Origin of the sequence: Pseudomonas sp. UBA6315 (assembly GCF_002438125.1) — a bacterium.
Classification (GTDB): Bacteria; Pseudomonadota; Gammaproteobacteria; order Pseudomonadales; family Pseudomonadaceae; genus Aquipseudomonas; species Aquipseudomonas faucium.
The window spans coordinates 1-14218 of the sequence record NZ_DJTF01000140.1; the positions used below are offsets into that span (position 1 = coordinate 1).

At 63.8% G+C, this 14218-nt stretch carries 10 protein-coding genes and 1 rRNA gene; 4 read left to right on the forward strand and 7 right to left on the reverse strand.

Annotated features, from left to right (window positions below):
* The first annotated feature begins 104 nt into the window (after positions 1 to 104).
* Positions 105 to 220: ribosomal RNA gene (gene rrf / locus B3E94_RS16620) — 5S ribosomal RNA — on the forward strand.
* Positions 221 to 277: 57 nt separating this feature from the next.
* Here the strand turns inward: rrf and B3E94_RS16625 are convergent.
* The 4 genes from B3E94_RS16625 to B3E94_RS16640 all read right to left on the reverse strand — a co-directional run bounded on the left by B3E94_RS16625 (position 278) and on the right by B3E94_RS16640 (position 5097).
* Positions 278 to 2692: a TonB-dependent siderophore receptor gene (locus tag B3E94_RS16625; protein WP_286914373.1), complete on the reverse strand. Its 2415-nt coding sequence runs from the start codon at positions 2690 to 2692 to the stop codon at positions 278 to 280.
* A gap of 168 nt (positions 2693 to 2860) precedes the next feature.
* Positions 2861 to 3865, reverse strand: coding sequence for a FecR family protein (locus B3E94_RS16630; protein ID WP_313395712.1), 1005 nt, complete (start codon positions 3863 to 3865; stop codon positions 2861 to 2863).
* The gene (locus B3E94_RS16635; RefSeq protein ID WP_176515978.1) at positions 3819 to 4322 is read right to left on the reverse strand and encodes a sigma-70 family RNA polymerase sigma factor; all 504 of its coding nucleotides are present in this window, start codon (positions 4320 to 4322) and stop codon (positions 3819 to 3821) included. Before B3E94_RS16635 ends, B3E94_RS16630 begins: the two co-directional genes overlap by 47 nt.
* A gap of 85 nt (positions 4323 to 4407) precedes the next feature.
* On the reverse strand, positions 4408 to 5097 hold the full coding sequence (locus B3E94_RS16640; protein ID WP_236235955.1) for a GntR family transcriptional regulator: 690 nt from the start codon (positions 5095 to 5097) through the stop codon (positions 4408 to 4410).
* 199 nt (positions 5098 to 5296) lie between these two features.
* Between B3E94_RS16640 and lapG the strand changes: the two genes are divergently transcribed.
* Together lapG and lapD are read left to right on the forward strand one after the other, a co-directional pair.
* Positions 5297 to 6058 carry a cysteine protease LapG gene (lapG, locus tag B3E94_RS16645; protein ID WP_176515973.1) on the forward strand — a complete coding sequence of 254 codons (762 nt, stop codon included), beginning with the start codon at positions 5297 to 5299 and terminating at the stop codon, positions 6056 to 6058.
* A gap of 10 nt (positions 6059 to 6068) precedes the next feature.
* Entirely contained in the window at positions 6069 to 8015 is a 1947-nt protein-coding gene (gene lapD / locus B3E94_RS16650) for a cyclic di-GMP receptor LapD (protein WP_176515971.1), read from the forward strand.
* A 51-nt stretch (positions 8016 to 8066) separates the two neighbouring features.
* Here the strand turns inward: lapD and B3E94_RS16655 are convergent, their stop codons facing one another.
* The 3 genes from B3E94_RS16655 to B3E94_RS16665 are packed head-to-tail and all read right to left on the reverse strand — an operon-like array spanning position 8067 to position 12970.
* Positions 8067 to 9425 (reverse strand): HlyD family type I secretion periplasmic adaptor subunit, encoded by a 1359-nt coding sequence (locus tag B3E94_RS16655; RefSeq protein ID WP_176515982.1) that lies wholly within the window; start codon positions 9423 to 9425, stop codon positions 8067 to 8069.
* A gap of 7 nt (positions 9426 to 9432) precedes the next feature.
* On the reverse strand, positions 9433 to 11589 hold the full coding sequence (locus B3E94_RS16660; RefSeq protein WP_286914376.1) for a type I secretion system permease/ATPase: 2157 nt from the start codon (positions 11587 to 11589) through the stop codon (positions 9433 to 9435).
* 43 nt (positions 11590 to 11632) lie between these two features.
* A complete protein-coding gene (locus B3E94_RS16665) occupies positions 11633 to 12970 on the reverse strand; it encodes a TolC family outer membrane protein (protein WP_236235957.1) in 1338 nt (445 codons plus the stop codon).
* Positions 12971 to 13323: 353 nt separating this feature from the next.
* On the opposite strand from B3E94_RS16665, the gene B3E94_RS16670 reads away from it, so the two are divergent.
* Positions 13324 to 14218 (forward strand): retention module-containing protein (locus tag B3E94_RS16670; protein ID WP_286914378.1); only part of this gene is annotated, 895 nt, incomplete at its 3' end.

The window sequence follows — 14218 nt, forward strand, 5'->3', positions numbered from 1 at the left end:
TCGCAAAACCCCTATCTGCGCAAGCAGGTAGGGGTTTTGTCTTTAAGTAGAAGCCATAGAGATTCGCAGGCACGTCCCGAGGGACGGGCCAGCACACAGAATTTCTTGACGACCATAGAGCATTGGAACCACCTGATCCCATCCCGAACTCAGCAGTGAAACGATGCATCGCCGATGGTAGTGTGGGGTTTCCCCATGTGAGAGTAGGTCATCGTCAAGATTCAAAACCAAAGCCCCTGTCTGCACTGCAGACAGGGGCTTTGTCTTTTCCGGGTGGTCAGAACTGGTAGCTGACCGTCGCGCTGACATTGCGCTCTTCACCCATGTAGCAGTAGTTCAGGCTGGCGCACGAGGTGATGTAGGTTTCGTTGGTGAGGTTGTTGGCGTTCAGGCGCACGTCCACACCCTTGAGCCCGACCTTGCCCAGGTCATAGCCCACCGAAGCGTCGAACAGCGTGTAGGAGGGCACCTTCATGCTGTTTTCCGCATCCACCCAGCTGTACCCCACATAACGCACTCCGCCGCCCAGGCGCAGGCCATCCAGCGGGCCCTGGCGGAAGTTGTAATCAGCCCACAACGAGAACATCTGCTTGGGCGCCTGGGTCGGCGAATGGCCCTTGTTGTCGAGATTGCCGGCGACCAGGCTCGGCATCGACTTGGCATACTCGATATCGGTAAAGGTGTAGCCACCCAGCAGCTTCAGGTTGTCGGTCACCTGTACATGGGCCTCCAGCTCCAGGCCTTGCGAGCGCACTTCACCCACAGGCCGATAGAAGTTCTCGTCCGGCTGCTTGGACGCCAGGTTCTCCTGCTCGATGTGGAAGACCGAGGCGGTGAACAAGTTGTCGCTGCCCGGTGGCTGGTACTTGATACCCGCCTCCCACTGGGTGCCTTCGGTCGGTGCCAGCGGCCGCCCGTCCTGATCGGAGACGGTGTTGGGGTTGAACGACTCCGAGTAGCTGACATAGGGCGCGATGCCGTTCTCGAACAGATAGAGCACACCCGCCCGGGTCGTGAACTTGCTGCGCTCGTCGCTGACCTTGGTATCGCTGTCACGGTTCTCTTCCGAAACCCTCACCCAGTCCTGGCGCAGGCCCAGCGAGAAGCGCCACTGGTCCAGCTCGACCAGGTCCTGCAGGTATACCCCAGTCTGTTGCAGGCGGCGCTGATAGCGGTTTTCGCCCAGCACCTGCAGGTTGCCATTGCCGTACTGCGGGTGACTGGCGTCCAGCGGATCGACCGTGCCATAGCGCCAGGCCACGTCGGCCTTGCGCCGCTGATAGTCGGTGCCCAGCAGCAGCGTGTGCTTGGCCGGGCCTGTGAAGAATTCGGCCTGCAGCATGTTGTCGATGATGTAGGAATGCAGCCGCTCGTCCCCGCCGGTATAGGCGCGGTTGAGGATATTGCTGTCGGCATCGGCCCACCCGGCCGAGTAGACCTGGTCCATCGTCACGTCGGAATCCTGGTAACGGAAGTTCTGCCGCGCAGTGAACACGTCGTTGAAGCGGTGCTCGAACTGGTAGCTGAACGACTGCTGGGTGCGCTCGTAGTTGTCGATGCCCGGCTCGCCTTCGAAGAAGTGATCCGACAGGCGCTGGCCATTGCGCTTGTGCAGCATGCCATCCGCCGGGTTGCCGCCATGGTAGCCACCGTTGGGGTCGTGCTGCAGATAGGCCTGCAGGGTCAGCGAAGTGTCTTCGCTGAAGTCGATGCTGATTGCCGGTGCGATGGCGTAGCGCTCTTCCTTGTTATGGTCGAACTGCGTGTCGGATGCATCCGCGAGCCCGGTCAGGCGATAGGCAATGCGCTTGTCGTCATCCAGCGGGCCGCTGAAGTCGAAGCCCATGCCTCGCTGCCCCTGGGTGCCCACGGTCGCCTGCACCTGGTGATAGGCCTCGAACAGCGGCTTCTTGGTGGTAAGGGCCACCAGCCCGCCCGGCGAGCTGCGGCCATAAAGCACCGAGGAGGGGCCCTTGAGTATGTCGATACGCTCGAGGAAGTAAGGGTCCACCTGCATGGTGCTGTAGGTGCCGTTGTCGCCCATCGACTTGAGGCCATCGACGTAGATGTTGTCCACCGAGCCGTCATTGAAGCCGCGCATGGCCACGTAGTCATAACGGTGGGTGGCGCCATAGGGGTTGGTCAGCACCCCAGGGGTGTAGCGCATGGCCTGGGCGACGGTTTGCGAGCCTTGGTCATCGATCTGCTGGCGGGTCACCACCGATACCGATTGCGAGGTTTCCACCAGCGGCATGCTGGTCTTGGTCGCCACCTGGCTATGGGTGGCGTTGTAGCCCTCCATGCTGCCCAGCGCATTGCCGAGGCTGAAACTGCGCACATCGGTGTCCGGCAGTGACAGCGCGGCATCCTCAGGCTGGGCACGCAGCACGTAGCTGTGGCCGCCCTGGCCGACGGCTTCCAGGCCGGTACCGTTGAGCAGCTGGCGTAGCGCCTGGTCAGTCGAGTAATGGCCTTGCAGACCGCTGGAGCGCAGCTCGCCGGTCATTTGCGGGGTACTCGACAGGGTGATGCCTGCCTGCCGCGCAAATTGATTGAGCACCTCATCCAGCGGCCCTGGCGGGATTGCATAGGGCTGGCTCACCTGCACCGGCTCGGCGGCCGATGCCACGCCCGGCAGGCCTGCCAGACCCAGTGCCGTGCCGAAGAGGGCGGCACGTATCGCCTTGCACAACAGAGGTGAATCTAAAGAAGGTCGAAAATCATTCTTGTGAAGAGCGTGAGCAGAAGGTGAGGCGATGGGCATCGTGAGGTCCGTCGAGGGGTCAAGGGCAGAAAGGTTGGTTTACTGTCCTTGCCGGACGGTGAAGCAAAACCCGCCAGTTATTTACCGTAGCGAGTGTCAGCTCAGGCGCTCGAGGCGTATCCACCAGCGGGTACGTTGGCGCAGTTGCACCGGCAGCGTCTGCGGCAGCAGCTGCAGCAGCTGCTCCGGGTCTTCCAGGCGGAACACCCCCGACAGGCGCAGGTCGGCGATATCTTCATCGCAGGCGAGGTAGCCATGGCGATAGCGGCTCACCTGGGTCAGGAAATCTGCCAGGCGCATGTCCCGGGTGACGATCAGCCCCTCGCTCCAGGCTGCGGCGTCCATGGCAACCTGCTCCAGGCGCCTGGCGCCCGAGGCATCCACCCGCCAATCCTGGCCGTTACCGATCCACTGCAGCTCACCCCCTGGTTGATGCACCGCCACCTTGCCAGCGGTGACGCTGACCCGCGTGCAGTCCTCGTCCTGGCGCACCACGAAGCGCCCGGCAAAACCCTCCACCAGCGCATCGCGTGATTGCACCAGCAGCGGGCGCCCCGGGTCTGCGGTTTCGCTGCAGCTGAGCATCAACTCACCCTGCTTCAGGCGGACCAGCCGCTGCTGCTCGGTGAAGGCCAGGTCCACGGCGCTGCGCGTGTTGAGCTGCAGCAGCGAGCCATCGGGCAAGCGCAGGCTGCGGCGTTCTCCGGTTGCGGTGGCGTAGTCCGAGGCCCAGGCGCTGACGCTCTGCAGGTCCCTGGCCAGCCAGCTCGCCGAGCCTACCAAGGCCACCCCGCCGAGCAGCTTGAGCGCCTGGCGCCGATGCAGCCGGCGCTGGCTGGTCTCCAGTGTCTGCAAGGCGACGCCGGCGCCGGGTATGGCGCGCAGGTCGAGATCCTGGTGCAGGCGCATCACCCGTTGCCAGGCCAGCTCATGTTCCGGCGCGGCGTTGCGCCAGCGCTCGCACTGCTGCGCCAATGACGGGTCGTTGCCCTGTTCACGCAGGCTGAGCATCCAGTGGATGGCCTGTTTCACGGCCTCAGGGGAGGGCGCCACGTTACGGCTCGTCTGCGTAGCGAAGCAGGTAACAGTGATACAGCGCATCGGCCACATAGCGCTCCACAGAACGCAGCGACACGCCCAACCGCTCGGCCACGGCCTGGTGGCTCAACCCTTCGCACTGGGCCAGCAGGAACGCCTGGCGCACCTTTGGCTTGAGCCCGTCGAGCATGCGCGCGATGCGTTCGAGCAGCTCCAGCAGCAGCTCGCGGGTTTCGGCCGAGGGTGCCTGGGCCTCGGGTAGCTGAGCCAGGGCTTCGAGGTAGGCGCGGTGCAGTTCCTCGCGCCGCCAGTGGTCGATCACCAGGCCGCGCGCCACGGTGCGCAGGAAGGCACGCGGGGTGTGCAGTTGCAGTTGATCCCGGCGTTGCAGCAAGCGCACGAAGGTATCCTGGGCCAGGTCCGCAGCATCGGCGGCATTGCCCAGCTGGCTGCGCAGCCAGGTGTTCAGCCAGCTGTGGTGGTCACTGTAGAGCGCGTGCACGGAGTCGTTGGAGGGCATGACGAGCCATCGGCATAAATGATAATTAGTCTCATTGTTTGCCGCGGCGGGGTTGGTTTGCAACCGTCATTTGCAGGCCGGGCCGTCAGCGGGCTGCCTGCTTGTCCAGATAATTGCGGATCACCCGCGCGCCATGGTTCAGATGCTGCTCCAGCACGCTCACGGCAAGCTCCACCTGCTTGTCGCTGGCGGCATCGACCAAGGCGTTGTGGTCGTCCTGGGTCAGCTTGCCCAGCCCCATCGATGACAGGTGGAAACGCAGGAAGCGCTCTTCCTCGTTGAGCTCGTTCTCGATCAGGCGCAGCAGCTTCTGGTTCGATGCCTTGCTGTACAAGGCCATGTGCAGCAGCCGGTTGAGGCGGCCGATCTCGGCATGGCGGGTTTCGTTTTCCAGTTGCTCGATGTAGCCACGGGCGCTGGCGATGTCCTCGGGCTCGAGCAGCGGGATGGACTGGCGCAGGGCTTCGCTTTCCAGCAGCACCCGCAGCTCATAGGTATCGACCGCGTCCTCGCCGATCAGCGGCGCCACCACCGCGCCCTTGTGCATCTCCACGGTCAGCAGCGATTGCGCCTCCAGCTGGCGCAGGGCTTCGCGCACAGGCATGCGGCTGACGCCATACAAGGTGGCCAGTTCCTGTTGACGCACGGCGGTACCGGGCGGCAGGCGCCCATCGAGGATGGCGCTGCGCAGGCGCTCTTCGATCACGCCACGGGCCAGGTGCGCCGGTACCTGTTCGCTTACCAGCACATTACTCAGTTTGATTTTCTCGGCCACGCGGAGTCTGCCTCGACGAAGAAAGTTGGATCCAATGACACTAGTGATTGGCAAGGGGGCTTGTCAAACCAACGCACGGGGGCGTGCGAAGCAAGACCACGGATATGGTGGATGAAGTCGGCCGGCAAAGGAAGCGACACCGACTAAAGCGCTAGCAAGAAAGTGATGGCTGGCCGACTGCCGGTGCCATGATTGCAGGGTGCCATTGTCTTTTGCGCTGGCACACCGCACCATCGCTGCTTTCGATCGGTCAGAACAGGTCTTCGCAGTGGCGATACCCTGGGTGCTCAAAACCGCCATGCGACGTCTCGGCCTTGCCGTGCTGCTCGGCAGCTTGCTGCTGGGCGGTTTGCATGCGGATTGGGATTTTGCCCAGATCAGCCGCAAGGCCCAGGCCCTGTATGGCCCGCTGGGCGCCGGCAAGGGCCGGATCGACGCCTGGCAGCAGCTGATGGCCACGCAAGGCCAGGGCACCGAACTGCAGCGCCTGCAGGCGGTCAACCTGTTCTTCAACCAGCAATTGCGTTATGTCGAAGACATCGACCTGTGGCACGAAGTCGATTACTGGGCCACGCCGATCCAGGCACTGATCAAAGGTGCCGGCGACTGCGAAGACTACGCCATTGCCAAGTACTTCAGCCTGCGCCGCATGGGCGTGCCCAGCGAAAAACTGCGCATCACCTACGTCAAGGCCCTGCGCCAGAACCGGGCGCACATGGTGCTGACCTATTATTCAAGCCCACAGGCCCAGCCCCTGGTGCTCGACAGCCTGATGGACGCGATCAAGCCGGCCAGCCAGCGTACCGACCTGTTGCCGGTGTATGCCTTCAACGGCGAAGGCCTGTGGCTGACGGGGGCCGCGGGCAACAAGAAAGTCGGCGACACCAAGCGCCTGTCACGCTGGCAGGACGTGCTGAAGAAAATGCAGGCCGAAGGGTTCCCGGCCGAACCGGTTTACTGAAGGAGCACAGATGTCACTGTTCAAACAATTGCTGTTGGCCATTTGCCTGTTCCTGGTAGTCGCGTTCAGCGGCAGCTTCATGGTCAGCCTGGAGAGTTCGCGCAGCCAGTACGTCAACCAATTGCGCTCGCATGCCCAGGATGCAGCCACCGCGCTGGCGTTGTCGCTGACGCCGAACATCGACGACCCGGCCATGGTCGAGCTGATGGTCAGCTCGATCTTCGACAGTGGCTATTACGCGAGCATAAAGGTCATCGACATGGGCTCCAACGCCGTGCTGGTCGAGCGCCATGCCGAACCGGACCCAGGTGGCGTGCCGGCCTGGTTCATCCACCTGATCGGCCTGGAGCCGGCTGGCGGCGATGCCATCGTCAGCCGCGGCTGGCAGCAGGCGGCGCGGGTGGAGGTGATCAGCCATCCGATGTTCGCCATCGGCAAGCTTTGGCAGAGCGCACTGGGCAGCCTTGGCTGGCTGCTGCTGTGCGGGGCGGCGAGCGCTGTGCTCGGTGCCTTGCTGCTGCGCCGCCAGCTGCGCCCGCTGGACTACATGGTCGAGCAATCCCACGCCATTGCCCGTCGCGAGTTCCTCAGCCTGCCAGAGCTGCCGCGCACGCCAGAGCTGCGGCGCGTGGTGCAGGCGATGAACCAGATGGTCGAGAAGCTCAAGGCGCTGTTTACCGAACAGGCCGAACGCAGTGAGCGCCTGCGTAGCGAGTCGTACCAGGACAGCCTCACCGGGCTGTCCAACCGCCGCTACTTCGAGATGCAGCTCAACACCCGGGTCAGCAACCTGGAAGATGCACGCGCCGGCTACCTGCTGCTGCTGCGCGTGCAAGACCTTGCCGGCCTCAATGCTCGCCTCGGTGGCCAGCGCACCGACCAGCTGCTGCAGGCGGTGGGCGAGCAGCTGCGGCGCACCTGTGCCACCTTCCCCGAGACCAACGACCTGATCTCCCGCAGCCGCGGCGGTGAATTCGCGGTGCTGGCGCCCGGCATGGTGCACGAAGAGGCCGTGCAGCTCGCCCAGGCCCTCGAAGCCACCTTGCAGAGCCTGCACGAGACCGGCGCCACCGACGTCGACCCGGTTGCCTGCATCGGCCTTGCCCCCTTCAGCCCGGGCGACGCCCCGCAAGCGCTGCTCAAGCTCGCCGACGAGGCCCTGGCGCGTGCCGAAAACCAGCCGACGCCAGGTTGGGTGTGCCTGGAGCAGGGTGCGGCAGCGGTTGCCGGTGACAGCCATCACGACTGGCACACGCGGCTCGACCAGGCCTTCGTCAAAGGCCAGTTCGAGCTGTTCTTCCAGCCGGTGGTCGATTGCCGGGCGGTTGAGCGCGTGCTGCACCACAAAGTCATTTCAAGGCTGCACGATGACCAGGGCGAGGCGCTGCCGGCCGGCCGCTTCCTACCCTGGCTGGAGCGCTTCGGCTGGATGCCGCGGCTGGACCTGTTGGTGCTGGAAAAGGTGCTGGCGCACCTGCGCAGCCATGACCAGGTGCTGGCGCTGAACCTCTCCGCCGCAACGCTCGCCGACCCCAAGGCCCTGCAGCGGGTGTACGAACTGCTTGGCCAGCACAGCGCCCTGGGGCCGCGCCTGGTGCTGGAAATCGGCGAAGAGCAGTTGCCTGTCCAGGCCGTGCTCGAGCAACTGACCCGGCGCCTGCACGGCCTAGGTTTCGGGCTGGCGCTGCAGCGTTTTGGCGGGCGTTTCAGCATGATCGGCAACCTGGCGCATCTGGGCCTGGCCTACCTGAAGATCGACGGCAGCTACATTCGCGACATCGACCACGAACAGCACAAGCGCCTGTTCATCGAGGCGATCCAGCGCGCGGCGCACAGCATCGACCTGCCGCTGATCGCCGAGCGGGTCGAGACCGAAGGCGAGCGGCAGGTGCTGCTGGAGATGGGTGTGGAAGGCATTCAAGGCCAGCTGGTGGGCGAGCCGGCGCCCTGGCGCTGAAAGCTCAAAGAAGCCTGAGGGTGGGTGCATCACACCCTCAGGCTGGCCGCCTCAGCGCTCGCGCAGGGCCTCGGAGCGGGCCTTCATGATCGGCTTGAGCAGGTAGCTCATGATGGTCTTCTTGCCGGTCATGATATCCACCGTGGCCACCATCCCGGGGATGATCAGCAATGGTTTGTCCTCGGTGCCCAGGTGGCTCTTCTCGGTGCGCAGCTTGATCAGGTAGTAGGTGGTCTTCTTGTCTTCATCGGTGATGGTGTCGGCACCGATCTGCTCCAGCTTCGCCTTCAACCCGCCGTAGATGGTGTAGTCATACGCCGTGAACTTGACCGTGGCTTCCTGCCCCGGGTGCAGGAAGGCGATGTCCTTGGGCAGGATCTTCGCCTCCACCACCAGGGTGTCATCCAGCGGCACGATCTCGATGATGTCGCTGCCCGGCTGGATCACGCCGCCGACGGTGTTCACCAGCAGCTGCTTGACGATACCCCGTACCGGCGAGGTCACCATGGTGCGGTGCACCCGGTCGTCCAGGGCCTTGCCGGTGGCCGTGGCCTTGTTCAGCTCGGTACGGGCCTCGTTCAGCTGGGTCAGGGCTTCGCTGCGGAACTTGCCGCGGGTTTCTTCGATCTTGCTCTGGACTTCCTTGATCGCCGCTTCGGCACGCGGGATGGCCAGTGCGGTCGAGTCCATCTGGCCGCGGTTTTCCACCTCGGCGCGGCGCAGGCGCAGCACTTCCACCTGGGAGATCGCGCCCTGGGCCACCAGGGGCTCGGACATGGCGATTTCCTGGCGCAGCAGCTGCAGGCTGTTGGCGTACTGGGCGCGCTTGGAAGTGAACTCGCGCAGCTCCTGCTGCTTCTGCACCAGTTGCTGTTCCAGGCCGCTGATTTCGTCCTGCAGCTGCTGGCGCCGGCTCTGGTACAGCGACTGCTCGCTGGCCGCCTGGCTCGGCGCGGCCTTGCGCAGTTCTTCGTCGATCTGCAGGGGCTTGTCGTCCACCTCGGCGCTCAGGCGTTGCACGCGCAGCGCCATGGCCAGGCGCGAGGCCTCGGTTTCGTCGACGTTGGAGGCAAAGCGGGTTTCATCCAGGCGCAGCAGCGGCTGGCCGACCTCGACGATTTCCCCTTCCTTGGCATAGATCTGCGCGACGATGCCGCCTTCCAGGTTCTGGATCTTCTGCACCTTGGAGGAGGGAATGGCCTTGCCTTCGCCGCGGGTCACCTCGTCGATCGGCGCCACGCTGGCCCAGATGATCATCACCACGAAGAACGCGATGATGCCCCAGATGGTCAGGCGCACGATGCGCGGCGCGTCTTCGATCAGCGCCTTGTTGACCTCGGGCAGCGGCTGCCCGGCAAGTGACTCGGAGCCCTTGAAGTAGCGGCGCAGGCTGTCCTTGAAACGCCCCATATCCAGCTTATGCAACACTGATCTGCCCCTTCTTCAGCGCATCCATGACGGCGGCTTTCGGGCCGTCCGCGACGATCTGTCCACGGTCGATGACGATCAACCGGTCCACCAGCGACAGCAACGAAGCCCGGTGGGTCACCAGCAACACGGTCTTGCCTTCGATCACCGCGCCCAGGCGTTGCTTGAGGCGTTCTTCACCGGTGTTGTCCATGGCACTGGTGGGCTCGTCGAGCAGCAGGATCTGCGGGTTGAGCAGCAGTGCCCGGGCCAGGGCGACGTTCTGCCGCTGGCCGCCGGAAAGGTTCTGGCCGCGCTCGCCGACCTGCAGCTCGTAGCCGTCGGGGTGCAGGCGGGCGAATTCGTGCACGCCGGCCAGCTCGGCGGCCTGCAGGATCAGCTCGTCCTCGATGTAGCGGGCGCCGCTGACCAGGTTGTCACGCAAGGTCCCGGCCAGCAGTTGGATGTCCTGGGGGACGTAGCCGATGTTGTGGCGCAGTTCACTGACGTCGATCTGGCGAATGTCCACGCCATCGACCAGCAACGAGCCATTGTCCGCTTCGTAGAGGCCGACGATGAGCTTGGCCAGCGAGCTCTTGCCCGAACCGCTGCGGCCGATGATGCCGACCTTCTCGCCCGGGCGGATGTTCAGGTTGATGCCCCTGAGCGCCTGGTTTTGCTGGTTGGGGTAGGTGAAGTCGACGCCGCGGAACTCGATCGCGCCCTGCAGCACCTGGCGGCTCAGTGGGCGCTCCTCGAAGTTGCGCTCTTGCGGCAGCTCCATCATCTGGTCGGTCGAGACCATGGTCACCTTGGCCTGCTGGTAACGCGCCAGCAAGCCGTTGAGCGAACCCAGCGGGCCGAGCGCACGGCCGCTGAGCATGTAGCAGGCCACCAGGCCGCCCATGCTGAGCTGGCCGTCGATGATCAGGTACACGCCGACGCAGATCATCGCCACACCCGCCAACTGCTGGATGAGCATGGTGATGTTCATGGCCAGGCTCGACAGCACCTTGACCCGCAACTCCAGGCGGCTGAGGGTGCCGAGGGTCTGCTCCCACATGTACTGGCGTTCGCTCTCGGCGTTGTTGACCTTGACCGCATCCAGGCCCGCCAGGGTTTCGATCAGGCTCGACTGACGCTCCGAGGCCAGGGCCATGGTGCGTTCCATGGTCGCCATCAACGGTTTCTGCAGCGCATAGCCGATGCCCAGGGCCAGCGGGAAGGCGAGGATCGGGATCCACACCAGGTGCCCGCCGATGATCGCGATCACCAGCAGGATCAGCAGCGTGAAGGGCAAATCGATCAGCGTGGTCAGCGTGAGCGAGGCGAGGAAGTCGCGCAGGCCCTGGAACTCGTGGATGTTCTGGGCAAAGCTGCCGACCCGCGCCGGGCGATACTTCATCGACATGCCGACGATGCGCTCGAACAGCGTGGCCGAAATGATCAGGTCGGTCTTCTTCCCGGCAAGGTCCAGGCACAACCCGCGCAGCCCTTTGAGAATCAGGTCGAAGACGTAGGCAAAGCCGATGCCCGCAGCCAGTACCCACAGCGTTGCGGTGGCCTGGTTGGGCACCACGCGGTCGTACACGTTCATCACGAACAGCGGCGCGGCCAGGGCGATCAGGTTGATCACCAGGCTGGCGGCGATGGCATCGATGTACAGCCACTTGCTGCGCAGCAACGTGTCGCGGAACCAGGAGCGCGCCCGCGGGATGAGGTTGCCGTGGTTGACGTCGAACTTATGCTGCGGCTGGGCGAAGAACACCTTACCGCTGTAGTCGTCCTGCAGCGCCTCGCGGCTGACCAGCACCTCGCCACCGTCGCTCTCGCTGAGCAGCAGGCGCGCGGTGTCGGTGTTTTCCCAGCCCACCAGGATGGCGCTGCGGCCCTCCTTGAGCAGCAACATGGCCGGCATGGCGATGCTCGGGATCTGCTCCAGCTTGCGCTGCAGCAGGCGGCCCTGCAGCCCCGCGCGCGCCGCTGCACGGGGCAGCAGCTCGGCGTTCAGGCGCTGGGCCGGCAAGGGCAGGCCGGTGGTCAGCATCGCCCGGCTGGCGGGCTTCTGATGCAGGACACACAGGGTCAGCAGACTATCCAGCAAGGGGTCGTCATGCTGACTGCGTGGATCGTGGCTGAGTTGAACTCGACTGACTTCGGATTCCACGCGGCGCTCTCTTCATCCTTGTGGTAGATGGATCGGGTGCGCCTCAGTTCATGCCTGGCAGGTTCACCCGCGGTTTCAAATCGTTCTGCACAACGGTGGCCATCGGCGCTACGACGCCCTGGCTCTTGAGCAGCTGGCCAATGGTCGCCTTGATTCGGTACTGAGTAAACAATTGTATGTTCTTCACCTCTACCAGACGGCGCTGTGCGGTGAAGGTTTCATTCTCGCTGTCGAGCAGGTCGAGCAGGGTCCGTTCGCCGAGGCTGAACTGCTGCTGGTAGGCGCTGCGCACCCGGTTGCTGTGGTCCACGTACTGCTGGGCGATCGGCACCTGGGCGTTGGCGTTCTCTTGAGCATTCCAGGCCAGGCCCAGTTCTTCATTGAGCTGGCGCAGGGCATTGTTGCGAATGTCCAGCGCCTGGTTGGCCAGGTACGACTTCGATTCGAGGTCGGCCTTGTTGCTGCCGCCGGCATACAGGTTGAAGTTCATGCGCAGCATGGCCTGCCACTCGTTGTTGTGGCCAACCGCGCCATCGAGGTTGTTATCAGCCGTTCGTCCGAGTTCTGCATCGAAGCGTGGATAGAAGCTCGACTTCGCAGCGTCGTACTGCTTTTCTGCCGCGGCGATATCCGACTCGGCGGAACGCAGCACGGGGCTGCTTTCTACCATTTGCGCGCGTGCCTCTTCCAGCGTGGCCGGGAGCATGTCGATGAAAGGTGCGGGTGCGCTCAGTTCTTCCGGCATCCGGCCAACGACGCTGAGGTAGTTGGTGTTGGCATCGGCCAGGTTGGTCTGCTCGGTGATCAGGTTGTTGCGGGCTTGTGCCAGGCGCGCCTCGGCCTGGTCGAGGTCGGCCAGGCGGCCGACGCCGCGGCTGGTGCGCAGCTTGATCTGGTCGAGGATGCGTTCGTGGTTGCGCAGGTTCTCTTCGGCCAGGCGCACCATTTCGCGGCGCGAGAGGACATCGAGGTAAACCTGGGCGACATCCAGTGCGGTGCGCTCGGAAGTGCCCATCAGCGAGTAGGCGCGGGCATTGGCGGTGGCTTGTTGGCGGCCCACTTCGCTCGAGGTGGCAAAACCGTCAAAAACCATTTGGCGAAGACGGATTGCTGACTCGCCTCGGTTGAGGCTTTCCCAGCGATTGCCGGTGCTGGGGCTGTCGGTGCGCTCACGGCCATAGCCTGCGGTCACATCGACCCGCGGCAAATAGCCGCCCTTGGCGGCACGTACCTGGTAGTCGGCAGCCACGCGCGCGTTGACCCCGGCCTGGATCTCCGGGTGTACGTCGAGGGCGTTCTGCATGGCTTCGGGCAGGGTTTGTGCTTGTACCAAAGAGGCGGCAAAGGCTAGTGGTAGAGCGGTAAACAGTGACGCACGCATTGTTGCTGATCCCCCGGGGGCGCTGTTGTCCTGAATCACGGCCGAAGCTGTTCAGGTCTGAAAAAATGGCAACCTGATTTGACCGCTGAGCAGACTTCCGAGGGGGCACTGGTATTAGTACTAAAGGAAGGGATGGCAAACGTTCAAATATCAATGTGACATTACATAGCCGATTGTTTAGGATGGCGGAGATAAGGTCAATAGTTTGGCATAAAGTTAATCGCCAAGAGTTATAGACAGAATTTTGACGTCAAATACGTCGAAAACATTATTGAAACAATTCCCCCGACAGCGGCCCCTGCGCGCCGCTCGGAGCTTGGAATCAGATCACATCGGGTCAGCCGGAGAGTCCAATGAGCAGCGTTGTAGCCATCGTTAAAAGTATTGTTGGCCAAGTCATCGCAGTATCCCCAGAAGGCATCCGGCGCGTATTGATCGAAGGTGATCGCCTGCTGGCCGGTGAAGAGGTTCTTACCGGCCCAGGCGGCGCCGTTACCCTGGAGCTGGCCGACGGCCGCCTGCTCGATCTGGGCCGTGATACCCAGTGGAGCGCCGATGCGCCCGACAGCAGCACCGATCTGAGCCAGGCTACCGCTCAGGCTGCGCCGTCGGTGGAAGAGCTGCAGCAGGCAATTGCTGCTGGCGCCGACCCGACCACCGAGCTCGAAGCGACCGCAGCCGGCCCAGCGGCGGCTGGCGGCGGCGCCGTGGGTGGCGGCCACAGTTTCGTCATGCTGCAGGAGACCGCCGGGGCGGTAGACCCGACCATCGGCTTCCCCACCGGCCCACTTGCCTTCAATGCCGGGCTGACCACCCAGGAGGTGGGCGGCCTCGAGCAGAACACCTCGACCACCGATACACCGTTTGCGACCGGCGTGGCCCTCAGCGCCACCCCTTCGATCACCGAAGCGGGTGGCGTCATCGTCTATACCGCCACCGTTGGCCGTGCGCCCCTTAGCGACCTGACCATCACGCTGTCCAATGGCAGCGTCATCGTCATTCCCGCCGGCCAGACCAGCGGCGCCGTCAATGTCGTGATCGCGCCCAATGACACGCCTTACATCGACGCTGGCCAGATCGTCACCACCATCACCGGCACCAGCGGCGGCAATGGCTTGGTGGTGACCCCGAGCACTACGCCGGCGGTGACCCAGGTCACGGACACCATCGACACCACTACCGTGGTGGTGACGGCAGATCCTGCGAAAGAGGGCGATGCGAACGTAACTTTCCACTTCCAGCTGAGCA